Here is a 25,386-nt window from a genome sequence, read left to right on the forward strand (position 1 = left end):
TCAGGCCGGCGCCTTGAAATCGTAGGAGATGCGCCCGGCCGGCAGAAAGAACAGCGCGATGACCGCGCCGCCCCTGACCTCCGGATAGTGCCGGCTGCCGGGATCCGGCGCGGTCCAGCCCGGCCCCTGCCAGCCCTGCAGCCCCTTCAACTGCGCGCCCTTGTCGAGGGGAACGACGAGGTTGAGCTCGCCATAGGGGTGACCATGATATTGCCCGCGCAGCACGTCGCGATCGTCCTCGTCCTTGAAGCGGCGCGGATCGGTGCTGTTCATGTAGACCGCGGTGATGCTGAACTGGAACGTCTCGGGGACCGGCTCGAGGATGCGGCTGCGCCGATAGTTCGGACCTTCCACCTCCTGGTTCGCCGCCCAGCCCTCCTCGACTCCCATTTTGATGAGGCGGGCGAGATCCTGGTACAGCGCGCTGTCCTCTCCATAGGTCTCGTTGAGCCATCGCTCCATCGCCGCGCTCGGCGTCATGTCCTTGACCTCGCGCAGAAATGGAATGCTGCGTTCGATAAGCTGTTCCCGGCTTCCCATGACTTTCTCCTGGTCTAATCCTCGAAACCCTTGAAGGAGGCGAATGCCTCCACCTCCGCGCGCGGCATCAGTCGCGTGCGCGGTCGCTCCCTGGGGTGGCCCATCGAGATCCCGCAGGCCACCATCTGCTCGGCGGGGATCGACAACAGTGGACGCAATATCCGGTGGAATCTGGCGAAGGTTTCCTGCGGACAGGATTGCAGCCCGCGTCCGACCGCCGCCAGCATCACGTTCTGGATGAACATGCCGAGATCGAGCCAGCTTCCCATCGCGAGACGCCGATCGATGGTGACGATCAATCCAACCGGCGCGCCGAAGAACACGAAGTTCTTTGCGGTCTGCCGGCTCCTCGCCGCAGTGTCGCTTTGCGCGATCCCGAGCGAGTTATAGAACAATCGCCCGAACTCCTGGCGACGGCCGAGATACGGTTCGGGGAAGGCGCTGGCGTAGTACTGATATTCGGAGACGTGCTCGCTCGGCTCGTTCTCATACGCATGCAGAAGCGCAGCCGACACCTCGGTCTTGGCGGCGCCGGCGAGCACATAGACGTGCCAGGGCTGGATGTTCGCGCCGCTCGGCGCGAACCGCGCCACGCGCAGGATCTGCTCGACGGTCGCTCGCGAGACCGGACTGCCGGAGAACTCGCGGCACGACAGCCGGCCGGCGATCACCTCGTCGATCGGATTGCGCGCAACGCCGCACGCCGCGTCCCGGTCGATCACGACTTCTTCACGAGCGAGCATCCGCCGTCCTCCATCGGTCTGAAGGCCTCTTCACCCGGGATCGTGGCCAGCAGCTGGTAGTAGTCGAACTGGTATTTCGACTCTGCCGGCGACTTGACGCGGAACAGATACATGTCGCGGACCAGCCGGCCGTCGGGACGGATCCTGCCGTTGCGGGTCATGAAATCGTTCACCGGCAATTCGCGCATCTTGGCGGCGACAGTCGGCCCATCGAGCGTGCCGGCGGCTTCGACCGCCTTGAGGTAGTGCATGACCGCGCCATAGGTGCCGGCGTGGATCATGGTGGGCACCTTCTTCGTCTTCTCGATGAAGCGCTTCGACCACGCCCGCGTCTCGTCGTTGAGGTCCCAGTAGAACGCCGAGCTCAGCATCAGGCCTTGCGCACTCTGCAGCCCAAGGCTGTGAATGTCGGCGATGAAGACGATCAGGCCGGCAAGCTTCTGCCCGCGCGTCACCCCGAACTCGCCGGCCTGCTTCACGGCGTTGATAAAGTCGCCGCCGGCGTCGGCGAGCGCGATCACGTCGGCCCTGGAGGCCTGCGCCTGCAGCAGGAAGGACGAGAAATCGGGCGTGTTGATCGGGTGTTTCACGGCGCCGACCACCTTGCCGCCGGTCGTGTCGATCACCTTGCGGCTGTCGGCCTCGAGCTGCGCACCGAGCGAGTAGTCGGCCGAAAGAAAGAACCAGGACCTGGCGCCGAGGCGCGAAATCGCCCTCGTCGTCCCCTGCGACAGCGCATAGGTATCGTAGGTCCAGTGGATGCCGGTCGGCGAGCACTCGTCGCCGGTCAGCCGGGACGTTGCCGCGCCGGTAGCGAGAAACAGCTTCTTCTTGTCGCGCGTGATGCCCTGCACCGCCAGCGCGACCGCGGAATTCGGGACATCGAGAATGGCCTCGACATTGTCGTTCTCCAGCCAGCGCCGGGCAATCGCCGAGCCGATATCCGCCTTGTTCTGATGATCGCCGGCAACGATCTCGATCGGGCGGCCGAGCACCTTGCCCTTGAAATCGTCCACCGCCATTTGCGCCGCGACCACCGAGCCCTGGCCGCCATTGTCAGCGTACAGCGACGACATGTCGGTCAGCACGCCGAGCCTGACCGGCTCGTTCTGTGCAATCGCCGACGTCGCCGTCGCCACCAGCATCAACGCCAGTCCGATTGATTTACGCGCGCCACTTCGGGCCAACATCACCCAGGCCTTCATCGCTTTTCTCCTCCCAACCCGGTGCCGGCAATCTTGGCCAGAACGCCGCGTTGCGGAAGTGAAAGTCTTGCAGAGTGATCCTGAACCGGCTTCAGATGGCAGGTGGTGACGACACGGCTATACGCTCGTGGAGAATCCGCTCGGTTGCATCCGCCAGACGCCTGGCCTTAACTGCCGTCGATCGCGGAATTTTGCCGAGGCGAGCGATCTGCCATAGACGGGGACTCTCAACGTGTCCGTTTCCTTCAAGACCCTGGATCTGAATCTGCTCAAGGTATTCGACGCCGTCATGGAGGAGCGCAGCGTGCTGCGGGCCAGCCAGAAGGTCGCGCTGAGCCAATCCGCTGTCAGCCACTCTCTGGCGCGGCTGCGCGAGATGCTGGATGACGACCTGTTCGTGCGCACGGCCACCGGCATGCAGCCGACCGCGCGCGCGTTGACGATGGCGCCGCAGGTTCGCCAGGCGCTGCGATCGCTGGAGGCAGCGGTCGAGCTGCCGACCTTCGCTCCAGCAGCCTCCACCAAGCCGTTCACGCTGGCCGCCAACGACTTCACGACGATGGTGCTGGCGCCGCCGCTCCTGAAGATCCTGGGCCGGGAAGCTCCTGCGATCGACCTCACCATCAAGCCGGTGACGCGGATCGATCTTGCCGAGCAGATCGACCTCGGCCGCATCGACGTCGCGATCGGCGTGTTCTCGTCGCCGCCGAGCCGTTTCCGCACGGCGCTGCTGTTCGAATATAATGATGTGCTGATCGTCGGCAAAAGGCGCAAGCTTGGCCGGCTCGACAAGGCAAAGCTCGCGACCTTGCCGTTGGTCGTGGTGTCCTTTGGCGGCGAGCAGGAAGGCGCGATTGGCGGCTTCATCTCCGAGCGCGGACTCGCCAGGCGTTCGGAGATGTACGATCGCCCCGCGCTCGAACGGGCGCTGTCCGAGAGCGACCGGCCGCCGCGGATCGCGGTCTCGCTGCCGCACTTCCTTGCCCTGCCCGCACTGCTGATCGATTCCGAGTTGGCTGCGATCGTCCCGCGGCCGCTGGCGCGTGCACTCGAGCAGGCACATGCGATTACGACCTATGAACTGCCTTACACCACGACGCCCGTGGAAGTTCGGCTGCTCTGGCACGAACGCGTCGAGGACGAGCCTTCGCACGAATGGCTTCACGAGGTGCTCCGGCGCGCCACCGAAGAGCTGCGGCGCGGCGGCTAGCGGCCGGGCTAGACGTCGAAGAACACGGTCTCGTTGTCGCCCTGCAGATGGACGTCGAAGGTGTAGACGCTGCCCGCGCCGGCCTTGCGCTTGGCGATCAGCGTCGCGCGGCGTTCGGCCGGCACCAGTGCGAGCGTGGAGTCGCCGGCGTTGCCGGCTTCGTCGTCGAAATAGATCCTTGTGTAGAGGTGCAGCAGCATGCCGCGCGCGAACACCGCGAGCCCGATATGCGGCGCCTGCGGCTTGCCGTCGGCATCCGGCACCACGCCCGGCTTGATGGTGTCGAAGGCGTAGCCACCGCTCTTGTCGGTGCCGCAGCGGCCAAAGCCCTTGAAGCTCGAATTGGGCAGCGCGCGCGCATCCTGCGGATCGGAGAAGCGGCCCTGGCTATCGGCCTGCCAGATCTCCAGCATGCAATCCGGGATCACCGCGCCGTCGCCGTCATAGACCTTGCCCTCGACGCGGATGCGCTCGCCCGAGACGTCAGGCGTCAGAAGGTTGCTGGTGAAGGCATCGTTCCATTCATATTCGCCGTTCGGCGTCAGGCCATACTTGAAATAGGGGCCGACGGTCTGCGAAGGCGTGATTCCATCAGGACGCGGGTTCGACACTTACCTGGTCTCCATCGGCGTGGCACTCTGCCCGCGCAGCACGATATCGAAGCGGTAGCACAGCGCCCATTCCGGCTTGGTGTTCTCGAGATCGAATGACGAGATCATCCGCGCCCGCGCCTTCTCGTCCGTCACCGAGTTGAAGATCGGATCGAACGGGAACAGCGGATCGCCCGGGAAGTACATCTGGGTCACCAGCCGCGAGACGAACGAGTGGCCGAACACCGAGAAGTGGATATGCGCGGGCCGCCAGGCGTTATGGTGATTGCCCCAGGGATAGGCGCCGGGCTTGATGGTGATGAACTTGTAATAGCCCTTGGCATCGGACTGCGTGCGGCCGGCGCCGGTGAAGTTGGGATCGAGCGGCGCCGGGTGCTGATCGACGACATGAATGTAGCGGCCGCAGGCATTGGCCTGCCACAGCTCGACCAGCGTGTTGGGCACGCCACGGCCGTCCTCGTCGAGCACATAGCCGTGCACGATGATGCGCTCGCCGAGCGGCTCGCCCTTGGCCTGGATGGTGAGGTCGTTGTCGTGCGCGCGCACCGTCTCATGACCATAGACCGGGCCGGTCAGCTCCGAGAGCGTGTGCCGCAGCGGGATCAGCGGCTTCTGCGGCGAACGCTTCACGGCGGAACGATAGTCCGGCGACAGCCGCGCCGGATGGGCCGCAAGCGATTGCAGCGGGTACAACAAGGTCATGGCGAATTCCTCCGCGGCCCACGCGCCCGGTGAGCTCACGTCAGATCATTATAATGCATAACCAAATTGGGGAAGGGCTGTTTTCAGCCCCTCCAAGCCATTGGCTTAATTAAGTTTTTCGATCGCGACCGCAACGCCCTGACCAACTCCGACGCACATAGTTGCCAAGGCAAGCTTCCCGCCCCGCTTCTCCATGCCGTGCACGGCGGTCAAGACCAGCCGCGCGCCGCTCATGCCGAGCGGATGGCCGAGCGCGATCGCGCCGCCATGCGGATTGACGAAATCGGCGTCTTCCTTGACGCCGAGCTGGCGCAGGCAGGCGATACCCTGCGAGGCGAAGGCCTCGTTGAGCTCGATCAGGTCGAAGTCCGACACCTTGATGCCGAGGCGCTCGACCAACTTCTTCGTTGCCGGCACCGGACCGATGCCCATGATGCGCGGCGGCACCGCGGCCGAGGCAAGGCCGAGGATTTTTGCGCGCGGCGTCAGGCCGTGCTTCTTCACCGCGGCTTCGGAAGCGAGGATCATCGCGGCGGCGCCGTCATTGACGCCGGACGCGTTGCCCGCGGTCACTGTGCCCGGATTGCGCACGATCGGCTTCAGCTTGGCGAGACCTTCGAGCGTGGTCTCCGGACGCGGATGCTCGTCCTTGTCGACGGTGATCGGGCCGGCCTTGCCGCCGGGCACTTGGATCGGAACAATCTCCTCGCGCGAAATAGCCCGACGCAATCGCCGCGCCCGCACGCTGCTGCGAGCGGATCGCCATCGCATCCTGATCGGCGCGCGACACCTGGAATTCCTCAGCGACGTTCTCGCCGGTCTCCGGCATCGCATCGACGCCGTACTGCGCCTTCATCAGCGGATTGATGAAGCGCCAGCCGATTGTGGTGTCGTAGATCTCGGACGAACGCGAGAAGGCTTCCGCGGCCTTGCCCATCACGAACGGCGCGCGCGTCATCGATTCGACGCCGCCCGCGATCGCGAAATCGATCTCGCCGGCGCGGATGGCGCGGCCCGCAGCGCCGACTGCATCGAGGCCGGAGGCGCAGAGCCGGTTCAGGGTCTGGCCGGGAACCGACTCCGGCATGCCTGCGAGCAGCAGCGCCATGCGCGCGACGTTGCGGTTGTCCTCGCCGGCCTGGTTGGCGCAGCCGAAATAGACCTCGTCGACCTCGTTCCAATTGAGCGTCGGGTGCTTGGCAATCAGCGCCTTGATCGGGGCCGCGGCGAGATCGTCGGCGCGTACTTTGGCGAGCGAGCCGCCGAAACGGCCGATCGGGGTCCGGACGGCATCGCAAATGAACACATCACGCATTGAATCTCTCCCTGAATGCCGCGACTTAGGCGCTGGATCTGCTGGAACTTGAGATCGGTTTTAGGAGCGTGCCCGCGGCAGGTCAATTGATGCGGCTGCGCGCCCCGCACGCATTGCCGTGAGGGCTGACATAATTGGCGCCGTGGACAGGGTGGAAAACCCCGACTTCGCGGATAGGACCGCGCGACGAAATTTTGTAGTTTCCGCCCCCTCATGACAGTCCAGCAGCCCATCCCCGTTCCGCCCGAGCCCGCTCCTGCCGCCGAGGCGCCGTCGCGCGTCACGCCGATGATGGAACAGTATCTGGAAATCAAGGCCGCCCATCCCGGCCTGCTGCTGTTCTACCGGATGGGCGACTTCTACGAACTGTTCTTCGAGGATGCGGAGATCGCCTCCCGGACGCTCGGCATCGTGCTGACCAAGCGCGGCAAGCATCAGGGCATGGACATCCCGATGTGCGGCGTTCCGGTCGAACGCTCCGAGGATTACCTGCATCGCCTGATCGGCGCCGGCCATCGTGTCGCGGTGTGCGAGCAGACGGAAAATCCCGCGGAGGCCAAAGCCCGCGGCAACAAGAGCGTGGTCCGCCGCGGCGTGGTGCGGCTGGTGACGCCGGGCACGCTGACCGAAGACACCCTGCTCGACGCCCGCACCAACAATTACTTGATCGCGATCGCGCGCGCCCGCGGCTCGGCCGGTGCGGATCGTCTTGGCCTTGCCTGGATCGACATTTCGACCTCCGAATTCATGGTGACGGAGTGTGCGACCGCGGAGCTCGCGGCGACGCTGGCGCGCATCAATCCGAACGAGGCCATCGTCACCGATGCGCTCTACAGCGACAGCGAGCTGGCGCCGACCTTGCGCGAACTGCCGTCGGTGACGCCGCTGACCCGCGACGTGTTCGACAGCGCCACCGCCGAGCGGCGACTCTGCGACTATTTCGCGGTCGCGACCATGGACGGCCTGTCAGCGATGTCGCGACTGGAGGCGACCGCCGCGGCCGCGGCCGTCACCTATATCGACCGCACCCAGGTCGGCAAGCGTCCGCCGCTGTCGCCGCCGGCGCGCGAGGCCGCCGGCACCACGATGGCGATCGATCCGGCGACCCGCGCCAATCTCGAACTGACGCGCACGCTCGCCGGCGAGCGCCGCGGCTCGCTGCTCGATGCGATCGACTGCACCGTCACCGCGGCGGGCTCGCGCCTCCTGGCACAGCGCCTTGCCGCGCCGCTGACCGACGTTGCCGTGATCGCGCGGCGGCTCGATGCCGTCTCGGCCTTCGTCGCGGATTCCGCGGCGCGCGAGGACATCAGGACCGTGCTGCGCGCGGCGCCCGACATGTCGCGCGCGCTGGCGCGGCTCTCGGTCGGCCGCGGCGGCCCGCGCGACCTCGCCAGCCTGCGCGACGGCATCCTCGCCGCCGACCAGGCGCTGGAGCTGCTGGCGCAGCTGTCCAATCCGCCGGCCGAGGTTTCGACCGTGATGGCGGCGCTACAGCGCCCCTCGCGCGATCTGGCGCAGGAATTCTCCCGCGCACTCTCCGAGCAGCTTCCGCTGATCAAGCGCGACGGCGGTTTCGTCCGCGAGGGTTATGAGGCCGCGCTCGACGAAAGCCGCAATTTGCGCGACGCCTCGCGCCTCGTCGTCGCCGCGATGCAGGCGCGTTATGCCGAGGATACCGGCATCAAGACGCTGAAGATCCGGCACAACAACGTGCTCGGCTATTTCGTCGAGGTCACCGCGCAGCACGGCGACAAGCTGTTCGCGCCGCCGCTGAATGCAACCTTCATCCATCGCCAGACGCTGGCCGGGCAGGTCCGCTTCACCACCGCAGAGCTCGGCGAGACCGAAGCCAAGATCGCCAATGCCGGCGAGCGCGCGCTCAATCTCGAGCTCGAGATCTTCGAACGCCTGAGCGCGATGGCGCTCGCGGCGAGCGATGATCTGCGCAACGCCGCGCATGCCTTTGCGATGCTCGACGTCGCGACGTCATTGGCCAAACTTGCGATCGACGACAATTACGTGCGGCCCGATGTCGACGGCTCGCTCGGCTTTGCGATCGAGGGCGGACGGCATCCGGTGGTCGAGCAGGCACTGAAGCGCGACGGCCAGCCGTTTATCGCCAATGCCTGCGACCTGTCGCCGGCGCCGGGCCAGAAATCCGGTCAGCTCTGGCTGATCACCGGTCCGAACATGGCCGGCAAGTCGACCTTCCTGCGCCAGAATGCGCTGATCGCGCTCTTGGCACAGATCGGCTCTTACGTGCCGGCGTCGCGGGCGCGGCTCGGCATCGTCGACCGGCTGTTCTCGCGCGTCGGCGCCGCCGACGACCTGGCGCGCGGACGCTCGACCTTCATGGTCGAGATGGTCGAGACCGCGGTGATCCTGAACCAGGCCAGCGAACGGTCGCTGGTGATCCTCGACGAGATCGGCCGCGGCACCGCGACGTTCGACGGGCTGTCGATAGCCTGGGCCGCGATCGAGCATCTGCATGAGAGCAACCGCTGCCGCACGCTGTTCGCGACGCATTATCACGAGCTGACCGCGCTCTCGGCGAAACTGCCGCGGATGTTCAACGCCACGGTGCGGGTCAAGGAGTGGCAGGGCGACGTCGTGTTCCTGCACGAGGTGCTGCCGGGCTCGGCCGACCGCTCCTACGGCATCCAGGTCGCAAAACTCGCCGGCCTGCCGCCGGCCGTGATCACGCGCGCCAAATCGGTGCTGGCAAAACTCGAAGCCCAGGACCGCGGCCAGACCGCGCGTGCCTTGGTCGACGATCTGCCGCTGTTCGCCGTCCCCTCCCGCGCCGCCAGTGAGGACAAACCGCCGAGCGAGGCCGATCTGCTGGTCGAGGCCGTGAAGGCGCTGCATCCCGACGAGATGTCGCCGCGCGAGGCGCTGGATGCGCTGTATGCGCTAAGGGCGAAGCTGCCGAAGGGGTAGCTCCTGTCGTCATTCCGGGATGGTCCGAAGGACCAGACCCGGAATCTCGAGATTCCGGGTTCGATGCTTCGCATCGCCCCGGAATGACGGCGTCAACGTTTTACTTTCCTCCGCCCGAGCTGCCACAGCACCAGATTCCAGACGATGCAGGTAGCGAGCGCGCAGCAGAGGCCGATCGGCGAGCCGAATTGCAGCACCGCGACGTGCAGCACCGCAACCCCGAGGCCAAAGCCCATCAGGCCCCAGGCGCTGTTGGCGAGCACGGCGGCGGTGGCGGGGCCGCCGATGCGCGGATGCAGGATCAGCATCATCGAGGAGAACACGATCGGAAACAGCGCCATGACGCCGGTGACGCGCGGGCCGACCCAGCTTGACGCTGTAACCACGGTGCCGACCAGGCTTGCGACCAGCGCGGCGCGCAGCGGAATGTCGTACCAGCGCCGCGCGATCAGCGGCATTTTCGCGACATGCCGATAGGGCCTCAGCAGCGGGATGCAGATCGCAAAGGTGATGGCGTTGACGATCAGCCCGGCGGCGAGCGACCACTCGAACTGGCGGATGATGGTGGCGAGCACCAGCCACACCGCGATCGCGCTGCCCGCGCTGATCCACATGCTGAAGCGCTGCGCCAGCACGGCGTAGGTCAGGCCCATATAGATCGTGGCGGCGTTGACCGGCAGGCTCGCCAGCGCGCCCTCGGCGATGAAGGCCGCGTCATGGTCGAGCGCGAGGAAGGTGTAGGACGGCCCGGCCGAGATCGGCAGGGTTGCGATCAGCGCGCCGATCACCGGTCCCGAACGCTCCGTGATGATGGACGCGCTGACCACGAATGCGGCCGCAACCGCCATGCGCAGCACGAGGATCAGGACGAAGTGGAGTTCGGGGGACATTCTTCGTCATCCCGGCGAAGGCCGGGATCCATAACCACGACTGTTCGTGTGGAACGAAAGCCGTCGGACAGCGGGGCTTGAATCGAGAAGACACGGCGTATGGGTCCCGGCTCCATGCGCAATCGCGCGCTAGGCCGGGACGACACCGTTGAAAGCGGCTACACCCGCTGCATCGTCACCGAAACCTTCGGGCCGTTCTTGATGGTCTGATAGACCACGCAATAGCGCTCGGTGAGTTTCAGCAAGAGATCGAGCTTGTCCTGCAGCGCGTCGGTGCCGATCTCGAAGCGGAGGCGGATCTCGCGGAAGCCGACCGGGGTCTCCTTGTCGACGCCGAGCGTGCCGCGGAAATCGAGATCGCCCTCGGCGAAGACATTGCCGGGCTTCAGCGGCACGTCGATCGCGGTGGCGACCGATTTCAGCGTGACGCCGGCGCAGGCGACCAGCGCTTCCAGCAGCATGTCGCCGGAGCAAAGCTCGAGCCCGGAGCCGCCGGTAGCGGGGTGGAGGCCGGCGATCGCGAGCGCACGGCCAGTCTCGACCTTGCAGGCGATGCTCTCATTGTCGATCGATCCCTTGGCCTTCAGCGTGATCACGGCGGCCTGGGGGTCGGTCTTGTAGCGCTCCTTGATCGGAGCCTGCATTGCGCGGAGTTCGGCGGAGTCCATGGGTCTGCTCCCGGCTATTCTTCTTTATGCCGATGTAAGGCCTTAACGAGCGGATGTCACCACCACATCGCCTCGCCGGCGCTGGATTTGTCGGTGACGTCCCGCACCGAACGGTCGAGCGAGCGGTCGAGCGCGGTCAGCACGCGGCGCTTGAAGGTGTCGAACAGCTCCGATTTGCGGTCGCGCGGCCGCGCCAGGTTGATGGTAATCTCCTCGAACAGCCGGCCCGGCTGCGGCCGCATCACCAGCACGCGGTCGGCGAGCACCACGGCCTCGTCCACGTCGTGGGTGACCAGGATCAGGGTCGGCCGCGTGTCGGTCCACAGATCGAGCAGATGATCCTGCAGATCGCGCCGCGTGAAGGCATCGAGCGCCGAGAACGGCTCGTCGAGCAGCAGCACTTCGGGCTGCGGCACCAGCGCGCGGGCTATCGCGACCCGCTGCGCCTGGCCGCCGGACAATTCGCGCGGCCAGGCCGCGGCCTTGTCGGCAAGGCCGACGCGGGCGAGCGCCGCCACGACGCGCGCGCGCCTCGCCTCGGCCGGAAGGCCGGCGAGGCCGAAGCCGATATTGTCGGCGACGCTGAGCCAGGGCAGCAGCCGTGGCTCCTGGAAGATGATCCCGATCTTGGCGTGCGGCGATGATATCACCGCATTGTCGAGCGTCACGCTGCCTGTGCTGGCGCGGTCGAGGCCGGCGATGGCGCGCAGCAGCGTCGACTTGCCGCAACCCGAGCCGCCGATGATCGCGATGATCTCGCCGGGCGCAATCTCGGCCGAGAACCGCTCCAGCGCGTGGACACCGTTCGGATAGGTCTTGCCGACGTCCTTGAGAGCCAGCATCACTGCCCTCCCCGCGCGCCGAACGCGTCCTGCCAGCGCAGCAGCGGTGCGGCGGCGACCTCGATCAGCCAGTCGGTGAGCTTGCCGAGGATCGCGAAGATCACGATCGCGGCGAGGATCTGCGCCGGCTTGCCGAGCTGCTGGCCGTCGAGCAGAAGGTAGCCGAGGCCTTCGGAGGCGCCGATCAGTTCGGCCGCGACCACGAACATCCACCCCAAACCGAGCCCGACCCGCAGCGCAACCACATAGGCCGGCAGCACGGCGGGCAACAGGATGCGGCGGATCATCGCCGGTCCGGACAGGCGGAACACGCGGCCGACCTCGACGATCTTGCGATCGACCGACAGGATTGCGCCCATCACGCCGAGATAGATCGGAAAGAACACGCCGACCGCGATCAGCGCGACCTTCGAGGTCTCGAAAATGCCGAGCCAGAGCACGAACAGCGGCACCCAGGCGAGCGAGGGGATCGCGCGCAGCGCCTGCACCGTCGGATCGAGCAGCCGCTTGGCGAAATCCCAATAGCCGGAGATCGCGCCCATGATGGTCCCGGCGACGACACCGAGCGCAAAGCCCGCGCCCACGCGCCACAGCGTCGCGAGGATATGGCGCGACAGCTCTCCGCTCTTGGCGAGCTCGACGATGGTCTCGAACACCTTTGACGGAGGCGGCACCAGGCGGCCGTTGGAATAGCCGAGAGAGACGACGAGTTCCCAGCCCAGCGCCAGCGCAATCGGCAGCACGAGCCCGAGCACCGGGCGCGCATAGCGTGACCACTGCGCAGGTGCACCGGGCGGGGCCGTCTGTTCCAGCGCGGGCAGGTCAACGGTCATGGCCATAGCAACAACTATTCTTCCGGCGGGATTGCAAGGCGGAGCGCGCCTAACTCCATCCACGTCGTCCCGGCGAAGGCCGGGACCCATAACCACAGGGCGTGGTAATCAAGCGAGCTGGGGCCACAGCCTTGTTCAACAATAAAGCCCTGTGGTTATGGGTCCCGGGTCGCGCTTCGCTTGCCCGGGACGACGAAGGTTAGGACGAATCCACATTCAGCGGAGCCAAATGCAGATTGCGGCGAGGTGGACGAATGCGAGGAAGTAGTCTGCTCGTCGGTCATATCGCGTGGCAAAGCGGCGGAAGTGTTTGAGCTTGTTGAAGCAACGCTCGATGCGGTTGCGTAGCTTGTAGATCGTCTCGTCATGCGGGATGGGGATCTTACGAGAGCGGGTTGAGGGGATTACCGCTTCGGCGTTCATGTCCGCGATGGTCGTGCGTAGATCATTGTTGTCGTAGGCCTTATCGGCCAACACGGCCTCGGCCTTGAAGCCTTCGAGCAGGGCTTTTGCGGTGAGGTTGTCGTGTCGTTGTCCGGCGGTGAGCATGAAGCGCAGCGGCCGACCGAGGCTGTCGCAGAGCATGTGGATCTTGGTGGTCAAACCACCTCGGGAACGCCCCAGTTCCTGAGTTTTGGCCCCCCTTTTCCGCTCGCAGCCTGCTGGTGGACACGAACCAGAGTGGTGTCGAGCATCAGGTATTTGTTGTCGCGATCCTTGATCAGCTCGGCAAACACCTTCTCCCAAACGCCAGCCTTGGCCCAGCGGGTGAAACGCGCGTGTACGCTCTTCCACTTGCCGTAGCGCTCCGGCAGGTGCTGCCAGTAGGCGCCGGACCGCAGAACCCACAAAACCCCGTTCACGAACAGGCGATTGTCGACACCGCTGCGGCCGGGATCGCCCACCTTGCCTGGCAGCAGAGGCGCAATCCGAGCCCATTGCGCATCACTTAGCTCATAGCGCTTCACACCCATCAGCACGCTCCGAATCAAAACGTCCGGAACGCATTGATTCAGCATCATTCAGCTATGGGAATCCTGAATGTGGATTGGTCCTAGTTTAACGACAGCGGTTAGTTGGTGGGCAGCGGGACCTGATCGTCGACCAAGGAATCCAGCGCGGCCTTGACGTCGGTCTTGGCGTCGATCACGCCCGCCTGCTGCAAGGCGAGGCCGGCGGCGAGGATCGATTCGCGCTGGGCACTGCCGATCCGGCTGTGGGTCAGCTCGGTGCGCTCCTTGAGCTGCTTGTCGACCACGGCGTCCGGCAGCTTGGTGACGGCGATGAAGGTCTTCTTCAGCTCGTCATAGTTGGCCAGCGAATATTTCCGCGCTTCCTCGTACGTCGCGAGCACGCGGCGGACGATATCCGGATGCGCCTTCAGGAACTCCTCGCGCACATTGAGGATGCCCCAGGTGTTGGCTTCCGCCTTGCGGTAGAACAGCTTTGCACCGTCCTCGACCTCCGCCTGCGCCATCATCGGATCGAGACCGGCCCAGGCGTCGACGTCGCCGCGGATCAGCGCGGTCTTGCCGTCGGCGTGCTGCAACAGCACCGGCGTGATGTCCTTTTCGGTGAGGCCGGCGCCGAGCAGCGCACGAACCAGGAAGATGTGCGGATCGGTGCCACGCGTCACCGCGACGCGCTTGCCCTTGAGGTCAGCGACGGACGCGATCCTGGAATCCTTGGTCGTGACCAGTGCGGTCCATTCGGGACGCGAATAGACATAGATCGACTTGATCGGGTTGCCGTTGATCTTCGCGACCAGCGCCGCCGAACCCGCGGTCGAGCCGAGATCGATCGAACCGGCGTTGAGGAATTCGAGCGCCTTGTTGGAGCCGGCCGACTGCACCCAGACGATGCTGATGCCGTCCTTGGCGAATTCCTTTTCCAGGAGGCCCTTCTGCTTCAGGACCATCGACACCGGATTGTAGGTCGCCCAGTCGATCCGGATCTCCTTCAGCGCGTCGGCGGCGCGCGCCGCGCCGGGCAGCAAGGTCGAGACCGCGAGCAGCGCAGCGAACGTGCGCCGGGAAAATTTTTGCATTCGTCGACCCCCTCGATCAGTTTTAAGAAACAATCTTTTATTTCAATGAGTTAGCCTTGCGGTCAACGAGAAAATCTCTACCCTTTACGGGATGGCGCGAGAACGATCTTGCTCGAAGCGCCGCCATGAAAGCATGGAGCTGCTGTCGTTATACTTTGGTCAGTGACAGCAACGGCTCCGTCCGATATCGGATGAACCTATGGACAGCGTCGTAGCCGAGGCCCGCCCTGAAGCGGATGATCGTTTCGAGACCGAGCGGATCACCGCGGCGGTGAATGCGCTTGCCGAACGGCATGCCGGCCGCGAGGACCAGTTCCGCGCCGCGATGGCGCAGCTGCTCAAGGCCGAGCTGATCGCGGCGCGCGCTACGGCGCAGGCGCTGCTGCTTAAGGACCGTCACGGCCGGCGCTGCGCCGAACGGCTCTGCTTCGTGCAGGACGAGATCATCCGCATCCTCTATGCGGCGGCGACCCGCCACCTCTATCACTCGCCGATCCCCTCGGGCGCCGAGCGCATGGCCGTGGTGGCGACCGGCGGCTATGGCCGCGGGCTGATGGCGCCGGAGTCCGACATCGATCTGTTGTTCATCCTGCCCTACAAGCAGACCGCCTGGGGCGAACAGGTCGCCGAAGCCATTCTCTATTGCCTCTGGGACATGGGGCTGAAGGTCGGCCACGCCACCCGCTCGGTCGATGAATCGATCCGTCAGGCCCGCGGCGACATGACGATCCGCACCGCGATCCTGGAGACCAGGTTCCTGACCGGCGACCAGCCGCTTTATGACGAGCTGGTCGAGCGCTTCGACAAGGACGTGGTGCAGGGCACCGCGTCGGAATTCGTCACCGCCAAGCTTGCCGAGCGCGAGGAGCGGCATCGCCGCGCCGGCCAGTCGCGCTATCTGGTCGAGCCCAACGTCAAGGACGGCAAGGGCGGGCTGCGCGACCTGCACACGCTGTTCTGGATCGCCAAATACGTCTACCGCGTGCGCGAGACCGACGAGCTGCTGGAACGCGGCGTGTTCGACGCGCAGGAATACCGCACCTTCCGCCGCTGCGCTGACTTCCTGTGGTCGGTGCGCTGCAATCTGCACTTCTTCGCCGGACGCGCCGAGGAACGGCTGTCATTCGACATGCAGCGCGAAATCGCAGTCCGCCTCGGCTACACCTCGCATCCCGGCATGCAGGACGTCGAGCGCTTCATGAAGCACTACTTCCTGATCGCGAAAGACGTCGGCGACCTCACCGCGATCCTGTGCGCCAAGCTCGAGGAAGAGCACAACAAGCCGGCGCCTGTGCTGAGCCGGATGGTGGCGCGGCTGCGGCCCGGCACCAAGCGGCGGCGGGTTAACGGCAGCGACGACTTCATCGTCGACAACAACCGCATCAACCTCGCCGCGCCCGACGTGTTCAAGCACGATCCGGTCAATCTGATCCGGATCTTCCGCCTCGCGCAGCAGAACAACCTTGCCTTCCATCCCGATGCGATGCGCACGGTGACGCGCTCGCTCAAGCTGATCAACACCCAGCTGCGCGAGAACGACGAAGCCAACCGCCTGTTCATGGAGATCCTGACCTCCGACAATGCGGAGATCGTGCTGCGGCGGATGAACGAGACCGGCGTGCTCGGCCACTTCATCCGCGCCTTCGGCAAGATCGTGTCGATGATGCAGTTCAACATGTACCACCACTACACGGTGGACGAGCATCTGCTCCGCTGCATCGGCTTCCTGCAGGACATCGAGCGCGGCGGCAACGAGGAGTTCACGGTCGCCAGCGACCTGTTTCGCAAGATCCGCCCCGAGCACCGCCCGGTGATCTATATCGCGACGCTGCTGCACGACATCGCCAAGGGCCGACCTGAGGATCATTCGATCGCCGGCGCCAAGGTGGCGCGGCGGCTGTGCCCGCGGCTCGGCTTCTCGGCGGCCGACACCGAGCTGGTGGCGTGGCTGATCGAGGAGCATTTGACGATGTCGACGGTGGCGCAATCGCGCGACCTGTCGGACCGCAAGACCATCGAGAATTTCGCCGCCGTGGTCCAGTCGGTCGAGCAGATGAAGCTGCTCACGATCCTGACCACGGCCGACATCCGCGGCGTCGGCCCGGGCGTTTGGAACGGCTGGAAGGCGCAGCTGTTGCGCACGCTGTATTACGAGACCGAGCCGGTGCTGACCGGCGGCTTCTCCGAGGTCAACCGCGCCCAGCGCATCGCGGTGGCGCAAGCCGAATTCCGCCGCGCCTTCACCGAATGGCCGGAGGCGGAGCTCAACGCCTATATCGGCCGGCACTATCCGGCCTACTGGCTCAAGGTCGAGCTGGCGCGCAAGATCCGCCAGGCCCGCTTCATCCGCGCCAGCGAGCAGGCCGGCCACAAGCTTGCGATCAATGTCGGCTTCGACGAGGTCCGCGCCGTCACCGAGCTGACGATCCTGGCGACCGACCATCCGTGGCTGCTGTCGATCATCGCGGGTGCCTGCGCGTCGGCCGGCGCCAACATCGTCGACGCCCAGATCTACACCACGACCGACGGCCGCGCGCTCGACACCATCTCGATCTCACGCGAATACGACCGCGACGAGGACGAGGGCCGCCGCGCCACCAGAATCGGCGAGATGATCGAGCACGTGCTGGAAGGCAAGCTGCGGCTGCCCGAGGCGGTTGCCAAGCGCACCGTCCGCAGCAAGGCGCGGCCGTTCATCGTCGAGCCCGAGGTGACCATCAACAACCAGTGGTCCGACCGCTACACCGTGATCGAGGTCTCCGGCCTCGACCGGCCCGGCCTGCTCTACCAGCTCACCACCGCGATCTCGAAGCTCAACCTCAACATCGCCTCGGCGCATGTCGCGACCTTCGGCGAACGCGCCCGCGACGTGTTCTATGTCACCGACCTGCTCGGCGCCCAGATCACGGCGCCGACCCGGCAGGCCGCGATCAAGAGCGCGCTGCTGCATCTGCTGGCGAGCGAGGACCAGGCGGCAAAGCCGGCGGCGTAGATCGAATCGTAAGAAGCGTACACGCCTGTCCCGTCATCCTGAGGAGGCCGCGCAGCGGCCGTCTCGAAGGATCGACGGCCACGTTCCTTCCCCAAGAGAGTGGAAGTATGCGGAAGCGGCCGGGCCGTCGATCCTTCGAGACGCGCGTTCCGCGCTCCTCCAGCGACAAAGGCGAAGCCTTTGCGCGGGGATGACGGGATCGAAAGCCGTTTCCACCGAAGGAGCGAAGCCCCAATCCCGTGGCGAATCAACCGAACAGCCGCATCAGCAGGGCCTTGCCGACCGGCGCCGCGCGCACGCCTTGGAAAGCGCGGACATATTCGCCGGCGTAGAACGCGCGCACGACATTGACCCGCGTCGCCACCGCGTCCTCGAAGCGGACGCCGAAGCCGTCGCGGGTGCGGCGGACCACGGTCGCGGCGACGTTCTGTCCGTAGACATTGCATTTGATCAGCGAACCGATGGCGGGCGGGACAGGATCGATGAAGCGCGCACCGGAGATCGAGATGTCGGCCATCCGGATCAGCCGCATCTCGCTGTCCTGATGGATCAGGATCGGCTCGTCGCGCTCGAACCGCTCGGCCTTGCGGCGCCGCGGCTGCTCGATGCAGATGAAGCACACGATCGCGAGCACGACGCAATTGTACAGGCTCCAGGCCAGCGCCAGCCCGCCATAGGCGATGTTTTCGCCGCGCAGATGCAGGATGAAGGCGTAGGCGATCGCAAACAGCGTGATCAGCAGGGCGGCACCGTAGAGCCGCAGCAGCGGCCACTCGATGAAGCGGCGGTTGCGGTCGCCGCCCTTGGCCGTCACCTTGAATTTGTGGCCCTGCGGCCTGGCGAGGCCGGTCACGACCGCCTTCAGCACCGCGGGCGCCGCGATGTATTGCGACACGTCGGTCATGATCGCGAGCGAGCGGCCGCGCGAAATCCACGCCATCGTGAAGGCGTGCCAGACATAGAACGGCAGGAAATATTTTAGCAGCTCGAACAGGTCGGCATGGACCGCCTTGATCCCGAACAGCAGATAAAGCCACGGCACGACCAGGCCGAACACCTTGGTGCCGTAGACCGCCGCCCAGCTCATGAAGGCGTCGACCAGCGACAGCCGGTCCATGAAGGCGAGCTTCGATTGCCGCGAGAACGGCCCGCTGCGGCCGCGGAAGATCTGCATGAAGCCGAGACACCAGCGTCCGCGCTGCGTGATGTATTCCTTCAGTCCCTCCGGCGCGAGTCCGATGGTCAGGCGCTCGTTCAGATAGACCGTGCGCAGTCCCTTCTCCTTCAGCCGCAGTGTGACGAGGTAATCCTCCGTCACCGAATCGGTCGGGAAGCCGCCGATCTGCATCAGGCCGGAGAAGCGGATCAGCGATGAGGTGCCGCAGCAGAACGCCGTGTCCCAGGCATCCTTGGCCGGCATCAAAATATCGAAGAAGAAGCGCTGCTCGTCGGGCCACACATCGGTCGCCGCGAGATTGGTCTGGATCGGATCCGGGTTGATGAAGTGCTGCGGCGTCTGCACGACGCCGACGCTGCCGTCCTGCATCAGGCTCATCGCCCGGGTCAGGAAGTCCGGCATCGGGACGAAATCCGCGTCGAGGATCGAGATGAACTCCGGCCGCTCGGCCAGCCCGGAAACGTGCTGGAGCGCATGATTGATGTTGCCGGCCTTGGCGTGGCGGTTGTCCGGACGGGCCAGATAGTTGCAGCCGAGCTCCTGGGCGAGCCGGCGCAGCCAGAGCCGCCGCCCATCGTCGAGCACCCAGACGCGGTAATTGGGATAGTTGAGCCCGGTCGCGCCGATGATGGTGCGCTCCAGGATCGCCTTCTCCTCGTTGTAGGTGCAGATGAAGACGTCGACGAGCGGCGCGTTTGCGGGCAGCTTCGATCGGCGCAGGATCGAATTGACCTCGGGTGAGCGGTCGATCGTGCGGCTGAGGAACAGCAGCGACAGGCACACCGCGATCATCGAGGCCGCCTCGGCCAGCATGAAGGGATAGCCGACCAGCGTGTCGGCGGTGAGGCCCGGAGGCGGCAAGGTGTGGGTCACCCGCCACGCGAAATAGTGGACCAGCAGGACGAACGACATGCCGGTCATCATGACGCGGGCCAGGGTCTGCTCGCGGCGGAGCAGGGGCAGGATGGCAAGGCAGGCGCCGAAGGCGACTAGCCCGGGCGCAAATGCCGCCATCATGACTTTGCCACGTCCGCGTTGAACACCACGCGCCCGGTGCGGCCGACCGCGCAATCCTTGCCCGTGGTATCGAGCGCCGGCATCGAGACCGTGACCCGATAGGGTTCCTTGTTCAGCGCATCCGGATTGATCGCAAGGTTCGCGGGCGCGCCCGACGCGCCGGTGAGATTGACGATCTCGCCCTGCAGCGCGGCGCTGCCGTCATTCGGCTCGAAGCTCGCCTGCTCGCCGAGTTTCAGTCCGTTGTAGACGCTCTCGGTGACGTTCGCCGTGACCACCGCGCCGCTGCAATCGAGCAGCTTGAGCAAGGGCTGCCCGGCCCTGACGTCCTCGCCGGGCGACGTCATCATCTCCCAGATGCGCCCGCCGACCGGCGCCTTGATGTCGGCTTCCGCCCGGTTGACGTAGTGCAGCTGCTCGGCTGCGATCTCGTGGGTCAGCCATTCGATCTCGGCATCGGCATGCGCCAGATCGGCGCGCAGATCGCTAACGCGCTGGCGCATCTCCTCTTCGCGCTGCACGGAGCTCGGCCGGTCATTGTAGCTGTCGCCGAGATAAGTGCCATTCCTTGCGGCGGTGAGCTCGACCTTGGCGGCGTCGAGACGCCGTCGAGCGCCGATTTCGGTCTGCTGCGAGATCGCCTGCTCGCGCGTCAGGCGGGCCATTTCGACCGTCGACACGCTGCCCGACTTGATCAGCGACGACGCCCGCTCGACGGCGGCCACGGCCTCCTCCCGCCGTGCGGCGGCGGCCTCGATCGCGGTCTGGATTTCGGCAATCCGGGCCTCGAGCTGAAGGATGCGGCCGTCACGGAACTGGCCGGCCTGGCGGGCAAGATCCTGTTGCGCCGTCTCGGCGGCCGCAAGCTTGGCGGCCAGACTCGGGCGCTCATTTTCCAACCGCGACATCTGTCGCCGGAGATCATCGAGCCGGGCGCGATCGCCGCGTGCGTTAACGACGTGAAGGATCGCATCGCCCTCGTGAACCACGCTGAGCTGCGTGGATTTCTGCGGCTTCGCGCTCACGGTGCCGTCGATCGGTGAGCGCAAGGTCACGATCCTGGCGTTGACCACGGCCTCCACGCTCGAGGTCTGCAACACAGCCCTGAGCGGCAGCCATCCGAAGACGGTGACGATGGCAAGGCCAATGCCGACCTTGAGCAGGCGGCGAACCATCCGGCCTGAGCCTGCGGGCGCTTCGGGATGGGGAGCGCTATCGCTGGCCGGCTCGTCATGCTCCGGCTGCAGCCGTTCCTGCAGATCGCGCTGCAATCCCCGTGCGCCGTCGGCCTCATTCCTGGTGACGGAATTATTGTCTTCGGGAAGCGGCTTGTGCTGCTGTGCCTGATTCATAATGACCGGCCCCTGATCTGTCAGTGCGCGAACCAACGCACAGCTCTGCAGAGCGAAGCCGTTGCCGGACAGATCCAATAATCAGGTGCTTCAAAAGCGGCTAAAGCGAACCGGGCATCTTTCGAAAAAATTGCTGCAATTTGCCGCCGTCGGGAGCCTGGCGCGGGAGCCGCGCCGTCGACCTGCTCCGCCCATCATTGCGGTGCGCCATTGCGCAGCCGAGGGCGTCTGCAGAACTGAGCCCGGAATCCATCAGGGCCGGGGCTAGGCGGGGAATGGATTCCGGGCTCTCACGGAGGCTGTGATCGGACCCGTCTTGCGCGACCCAGGCGTGAGCAGCCAGCGCTTCGGTCCCGGCAGCCTGCCGGACTTGGAATTCAGGGCCGGCTACCGCCCTGAGTCTGGCGCGTCGAATTGCGGCTGCAGCGCCGCCAGGCTCGCTCCCAGCAAGGCCAGGTAGCTGGCCTGACAGACCACCACGCCCAGATCGAATGCGTCCAGCAGATCGATCCACGGGTTGTCGGTCAGCGTGCTTGCTGTTTGCCTGCCACCAACGATAACGGAAGGCTGGAAGCTGCGATCGCGTCTCTGAGGCCTTGCCTCGTGGTCGACGTCGTCGGAGCAAACGATCAGATGCAGGCGCGCGCTGGGCATTTCAATCTCCGTCACTGATTGGCGATTGCTGAACCCCGGAAATCTCTACCGTCATCGAGTTACCCAATAAGCGTAGTCACCGGGATGGAACGGGCCATTGAACGGAGGTTGATCCGACCGTTACATTCGGTGGGGACGACTCATACTTGAGTTTAGGTCGCAACCTGGACCTGAGCGCGCTCAACGGCTTCGCTTTCTGCGCGATCCCACGGGTGTGGACCGCCAAAAAGGCCGGCGTCATCCCGCCCGGGCGGCAAGAAAGCTGCTAATATACAGTCTATTGGGAGGGCGACGTTGTCGCCGCTGATGGTAGCAGTCACCTAGCGACGCAGCGCGGCCCATGATGATGGCCAAGTGCTGGGCTGCCGATGATCCGCGACCCGACCACGAAGTCCTGGTCGGCCGAGCAATGGCTGCTCGGCGGCATGGTGCTGGCCTTGGCGACAACCTGCATCGGGCTGTTGCTAGGTCCGCAGCCAGCAGCTTCCGCCCATCTGGTTGCCCTGGCGCTGCTCGTCGCGTCGCTGACCGCCGCATTGCTGATGATCCGCCTGGTGGGCCGTTCGCAAAGGCGGATGGAAGCCATGTTGCGCGGCCGAGCCAGCAGCGAGGAGCGCGCGATGGAGGCGCTGCGCAACAGCGAAGCGCAATGGAAGGAGGTATTCGAGCACAACCCGGTCATGTACTTCATGGTCGACGCAACGGGGCTCGTGCTGTCGGTCAACACGTTCGGCGCGGCGCAGCTCGGCTACACCGTCGACGAACTGCTTGGACAATCGGTGCTGCGGGTCTTTGCCGCCGAAGACCGGGACATGGTCCAGCGCAACGTCGCGGCATGCCTCGACAACATCGGCCAGACCCACAATTGGGAAATCCGGAAGGTCCGCAAGGACGGTTCACGGATTTGGGTTCGTGAAAACGCCAAGGCGGTGCGGCGGCTGGGCGATCAGCTGATCGTGCTGATCGCATGCGAGGACATCACCGAGCGCAAGCACGCCGAAAATGCGCTGCAGCAGAGTGAAATGTACCTGACCGAAGCCCAGCGATTGAGCCACACCGGCAGCTTCGGCTGGCACGTCGCCAGCGGCGAGATCATCTGGTCGGAAGAGACGTTCAGGATCTTCGAATTCGACAGGGCTCCTTCCATCACACATGCCACGGTCCTGCAGCGCGTCCATCCGGATGATCGCGCCCGCGTGCAACGGACCATCGACCGCGCCTCGCTCGACGGCAAGGACTTCGAGCACGGCTACCGATTGCTGATGCCCAATGGGGCGATCAAATTTGTTCACGCCAGGGCGCATGCGGTGACGAATCTTTCGGGCGACACCGAATTCATCGGAGCGGTCACCGACGTGACCGCCCGCAAGCGAGCCGAGGCGGAGTTGCACGAAGCGCAGACCAACCTCGCACACGTCACGCGCGTGACGGCGCTCGGCGAGCTCGCCGCATCGATCGCCCATGAAGTGAACCAGCCGCTTGCCGCCGTGGTCACCAATGCCGCGGCATGCCTGCGGTGGCTCAACCGGGCGGCCCCCGATCTGAACGAAGCTCGCGGCGCGGTCAGGTCGATCATCAGCGACGGCAACCGGGCGGGCGAGGTCATCCAGCGCGTCCGCGCGATGGTGAACAAGACGACCGATCAGAAGGCGCCACTCGACGTCAATGAAGTCATCAACCAGGTGATCATCCTGGTGCAGCATGAACTGCAGCGCCACCATGTATCCTTGCAGCTCGACCTCGCTCCCGCGCTCCCGTCTGTCGTTGCCGACCGTATCCAGCTGCAGCAGGTCATCCTCAACCTGGTCCTCAACGGCATCGAGGCCATGCAGCCGGTCACGGACCGGCCGCGGGAAGTGGTGATCCGGACGCGACATGACGAGGTCGGGCAGATCGTGGTCACGGTCACCGACTGCGGCGTCGGAATCGCGACCGAGAATGCCGAACGGCTGTTCGACGCCTTCTACACCACCAAGGCCAGCGGCATGGGAATGGGGCTGTCGATCTGCCGATCGATCGTCGAAGCCCACCGAGGCCGCCTGTCCGTGACCGGAAATAGCGGCCCCGGCGCGACATTCCAGTTCACCTTGCCACTGCACGAAGAGGATCATGCATGGTGACCGGGCGCGCGGCATCGCCTTCTGGTCTGGCAAACGCCGAGGATCCCATCGTCTTCGTCGTCGACGACGACGCATCCGTGCGGGACGCGCTGAGCAATCTGTTCCGGTCCGTCGGCTTGCGGACCGCAGCATTCGGCTCGGCCCATGAATTTCTGCAGCGCAAGCCCCCGGATGTCCCGAGCTGCCTGATCCTCGACATCCGGCTGCCCCGGCTCAGCGGCCTCGACTTTCAGGGGGAGCTGGCGAAGGCGGGCATCGATATTCCGATCATCTTCATGACCGGCCACGGCGATATCCCGATGACGGTCAGGGCCATGAAGGCCGGCGCTGTGGACTTCCTGACCAAGCCATTTCGCGATCAGGACATGCTGGATGCCGTCACGACAGCGATCGAGCGCGACAGGAACCGTCGCGATGACGCCAAGGTTCTTGCCAACCTGCGCGCCGCCTTCGCGACCCTGACGCCGCGTGAACGCCAGGTGATGACGCTCGTCACGGCGGGGTTGATGAACAAGCAGGTCGCCGCCGAAATCGGCGTGGCCGAGATCACAGTGAAGATACACCGCGGGCACATCATGCGGAAAATGGCGGCGAAGTCGTTACCCGATCTGGTCAGGATGGCACAGATGCTCCAGATCGGACCGGCAGCCGGCGGGGCGCAAACCTAAGTATGATTCTCCGGCCCCGATTGGCGACGCACTGTGGTCCCCACATGATGCACACGCCAGAGGCCCTTCCGGCCCGGGAAAACCTCCTTGCCCAACCCGCCAGTGATATCAATCATCGACGATGACATGTCGGTTCGCACCGCGACCGACAATCTCGTCAGGTCGCTGGGCTACGCGGTCGAGACCTACGCGTCGGCCGAGGAATTTTTGCACTCGCCCAGCCTGAATGACACATCCTGTGTGATCGCGGATGTCAGGATGCCGGCCATGAGCGGGCTCGACCTGCAGAGCCACCTCATTGCCAGCGGACACCGCTTTCCGTTCATTTTCGTCACGGCGTTCTCGGTCGAAAGCGATCGCGTCCGGGCGCTGAAGGCTGGAGCGATCTGCTTTCTGAGCAAGCCCTGCGACGGGGACGTCCTGATCAAATGCCTCGATACCGCCCTCGCGCAGCGCAGCGCGGCGCCGGGTGCGTGAGTTGGATCAGCCATCACCGGGCCGGCTATACGCAAGGATGATGCCACAAAACATCTGGACAAGTTGCGCATGGACGGCGGCGGCGCGAGATTTCGCATCGTCGTCCTTCGGGAAGATCGACGGCAAGGACAGCACCAGACATTTTGATTGGCAAATGGCAATTCCTCGGAGGGAGGTCGCCATGCGTGCGGAACCGCGCTGCGCCCAGTGTGACAGCGAAGACCCCAAGATCATCTGTTTGCGAAATCCGGCGGGCGAACGCTACTGCGGACGCCTCTGCCTCTACAAAGGCCAGGAGGATTTCATCCGCTGGCTTTGGCGCGCGAATGCGGAGGCAGCGTCATGACAGCTCGTTGCGGAAATCCGGCCTGCAAGCGGCC

The 25,386-nt window shown here is 65.2% G+C and carries 21 protein-coding genes and 1 pseudogene; 7 read left to right on the forward strand and 15 right to left on the reverse strand.

All coding sequences use genetic code 11. The features are described from left to right. From ACVIYL_RS07130 to ACVIYL_RS07140, 3 genes are read right to left on the reverse strand one after another with little or no spacing between them, the layout of a single operon-like run. The gene (locus tag ACVIYL_RS07130) at positions 1-540 is read right to left on the reverse strand and encodes a 4-hydroxylaminobenzoate lyase (RefSeq protein ID WP_456778094.1); all 540 of its coding nucleotides are present in this window, start codon (positions 538-540) and stop codon (positions 1-3) included. Positions 541-554: 14 nt separating this feature from the next. Beyond that, positions 555-1,283, reverse strand: coding sequence for a nitroreductase (locus ACVIYL_RS07135; RefSeq protein WP_456778095.1), 729 nt, complete (start codon positions 1,281-1,283; stop codon positions 555-557). Next, a complete protein-coding gene (locus tag ACVIYL_RS07140) occupies positions 1,259-2,488 on the reverse strand; it encodes an ABC transporter substrate-binding protein (RefSeq protein ID WP_375166759.1) in 1,230 nt (409 codons plus the stop codon). The genes ACVIYL_RS07135 and ACVIYL_RS07140 overlap by 25 nt, the downstream gene beginning before the upstream one ends. A gap of 232 nt (positions 2,489-2,720) precedes the next feature. Between ACVIYL_RS07140 and ACVIYL_RS07145 the strand changes: the two genes are divergently transcribed. Further along, positions 2,721-3,698 (forward strand): LysR family transcriptional regulator, encoded by a 978-nt coding sequence (locus ACVIYL_RS07145; RefSeq protein WP_456778096.1) that lies wholly within the window; start codon positions 2,721-2,723, stop codon positions 3,696-3,698. Positions 3,699-3,706: 8 nt separating this feature from the next. Here ACVIYL_RS07145 and pcaG read toward each other — a convergent pair whose 3' ends face one another. The 3 genes and pseudogenes from pcaG to pcaF all read right to left on the reverse strand — a co-directional run bounded on the left by pcaG (position 3,707) and on the right by pcaF (position 6,326). Beyond that, a complete protein-coding gene (gene pcaG, locus ACVIYL_RS07150) occupies positions 3,707-4,309 on the reverse strand; it encodes a protocatechuate 3,4-dioxygenase subunit alpha (protein ID WP_456778097.1) in 603 nt (200 codons plus the stop codon). Further along, positions 4,310-5,011, reverse strand: a complete 702-nt coding sequence (pcaH, locus tag ACVIYL_RS07155; RefSeq protein ID WP_456778098.1) for a protocatechuate 3,4-dioxygenase subunit beta — start codon at positions 5,009-5,011, stop codon at positions 4,310-4,312. It abuts the gene before it with no gap. A gap of 105 nt (positions 5,012-5,116) precedes the next feature. Continuing rightward, a pseudogene (gene pcaF / locus ACVIYL_RS07160) lies at positions 5,117-6,326 on the reverse strand (3-oxoadipyl-CoA thiolase). 213 nt (positions 6,327-6,539) lie between these two features. Here pcaF and mutS point away from each other — a divergent pair. Further along, entirely contained in the window at positions 6,540-9,269 is a 2,730-nt protein-coding gene (gene mutS, locus ACVIYL_RS07165; RefSeq protein ID WP_456778099.1) for a DNA mismatch repair protein MutS, read from the forward strand. A 92-nt stretch (positions 9,270-9,361) separates the two neighbouring features. On the opposite strand, the gene ACVIYL_RS07170 is transcribed toward mutS, so the two are convergent. The 6 genes from ACVIYL_RS07170 to ACVIYL_RS07195 form a co-directional block, all read right to left on the reverse strand. After that, entirely contained in the window at positions 9,362-10,159 is a 798-nt protein-coding gene (locus ACVIYL_RS07170; protein WP_225647055.1) for a hypothetical protein, read from the reverse strand. 158 nt (positions 10,160-10,317) lie between these two features. Next, positions 10,318-10,827: an OsmC family protein gene (locus ACVIYL_RS07175; protein WP_456778100.1), complete on the reverse strand. Its 510-nt coding sequence runs from the start codon at positions 10,825-10,827 to the stop codon at positions 10,318-10,320. Positions 10,828-10,883: 56 nt separating this feature from the next. After that, the gene (locus ACVIYL_RS07180; RefSeq protein ID WP_456778101.1) at positions 10,884-11,669 is read right to left on the reverse strand and encodes an ABC transporter ATP-binding protein; all 786 of its coding nucleotides are present in this window, start codon (positions 11,667-11,669) and stop codon (positions 10,884-10,886) included. Beyond that, the gene (locus tag ACVIYL_RS07185) at positions 11,669-12,502 is read right to left on the reverse strand and encodes an ABC transporter permease (protein ID WP_456781792.1); all 834 of its coding nucleotides are present in this window, start codon (positions 12,500-12,502) and stop codon (positions 11,669-11,671) included. The genes ACVIYL_RS07180 and ACVIYL_RS07185 overlap by 1 nt, the downstream gene beginning before the upstream one ends. A gap of 216 nt (positions 12,503-12,718) precedes the next feature. Further along, a protein-coding gene (locus ACVIYL_RS07190; RefSeq protein WP_256558577.1) for an IS5 family transposase occupies positions 12,719-13,476 on the reverse strand; the annotation gives its coding sequence in 2 pieces (ribosomal slippage) (positions 12,719-13,140 and positions 13,140-13,476; 759 coding nt in all). 98 nt (positions 13,477-13,574) lie between these two features. Beyond that, on the reverse strand, positions 13,575-14,549 hold the full coding sequence (locus ACVIYL_RS07195; RefSeq protein WP_057015402.1) for an aliphatic sulfonate ABC transporter substrate-binding protein: 975 nt from the start codon (positions 14,547-14,549) through the stop codon (positions 13,575-13,577). Positions 14,550-14,748: 199 nt separating this feature from the next. Here ACVIYL_RS07195 and ACVIYL_RS07200 point away from each other — a divergent pair, with 199 nt between their 5' ends. Beyond that, the gene (locus ACVIYL_RS07200; RefSeq protein WP_456778102.1) at positions 14,749-17,541 is read left to right on the forward strand and encodes a [protein-PII] uridylyltransferase; all 2,793 of its coding nucleotides are present in this window, start codon (positions 14,749-14,751) and stop codon (positions 17,539-17,541) included. A gap of 247 nt (positions 17,542-17,788) precedes the next feature. Here the strand turns inward: ACVIYL_RS07200 and ACVIYL_RS07205 are convergent, their stop codons facing one another. From ACVIYL_RS07205 to ACVIYL_RS07215, 3 genes are all read right to left on the reverse strand, one after another. Next, entirely contained in the window at positions 17,789-19,735 is a 1,947-nt protein-coding gene (locus ACVIYL_RS07205) for a glycosyltransferase (protein ID WP_456778103.1), read from the reverse strand. Then, positions 19,732-21,087, reverse strand: coding sequence for an HlyD family efflux transporter periplasmic adaptor subunit (locus ACVIYL_RS07210; RefSeq protein ID WP_310882214.1), 1,356 nt, complete (start codon positions 21,085-21,087; stop codon positions 19,732-19,734). The genes ACVIYL_RS07205 and ACVIYL_RS07210 overlap by 4 nt, the downstream gene beginning before the upstream one ends. A gap of 387 nt (positions 21,088-21,474) precedes the next feature. Further along, positions 21,475-21,741 (reverse strand): hypothetical protein, encoded by a 267-nt coding sequence (locus tag ACVIYL_RS07215; RefSeq protein ID WP_057015418.1) that lies wholly within the window; start codon positions 21,739-21,741, stop codon positions 21,475-21,477. Positions 21,742-22,109: 368 nt separating this feature from the next. Between ACVIYL_RS07215 and ACVIYL_RS07220 the strand changes: the two genes are divergently transcribed. The 4 genes from ACVIYL_RS07220 (at position 22,110) to ACVIYL_RS07235 (ending at position 25,352) form a co-directional block, all read left to right on the forward strand. Further along, positions 22,110-23,861 (forward strand): PAS domain-containing sensor histidine kinase, encoded by a 1,752-nt coding sequence (locus tag ACVIYL_RS07220; protein WP_456778104.1) that lies wholly within the window; start codon positions 22,110-22,112, stop codon positions 23,859-23,861. Beyond that, on the forward strand, positions 23,855-24,529 hold the full coding sequence (locus tag ACVIYL_RS07225; RefSeq protein ID WP_456778105.1) for a response regulator transcription factor: 675 nt from the start codon (positions 23,855-23,857) through the stop codon (positions 24,527-24,529). Before ACVIYL_RS07220 ends, ACVIYL_RS07225 begins: the two co-directional genes overlap by 7 nt. 102 nt (positions 24,530-24,631) lie before the next feature. Next, positions 24,632-25,006: a response regulator transcription factor gene (locus ACVIYL_RS07230; protein WP_456781793.1), complete on the forward strand. Its 375-nt coding sequence runs from the start codon at positions 24,632-24,634 to the stop codon at positions 25,004-25,006. A gap of 40 nt (positions 25,007-25,046) precedes the next feature. Beyond that, complete coding sequence (locus ACVIYL_RS07235) at positions 25,047-25,352, forward strand: hypothetical protein (RefSeq protein ID WP_176937154.1); 306 nt, start codon at positions 25,047-25,049, stop codon at positions 25,350-25,352. Positions 25,353-25,386: the final 34 nt, after the last annotated feature.

Source organism: Bradyrhizobium sp. USDA 3315 (assembly GCF_054056795.1).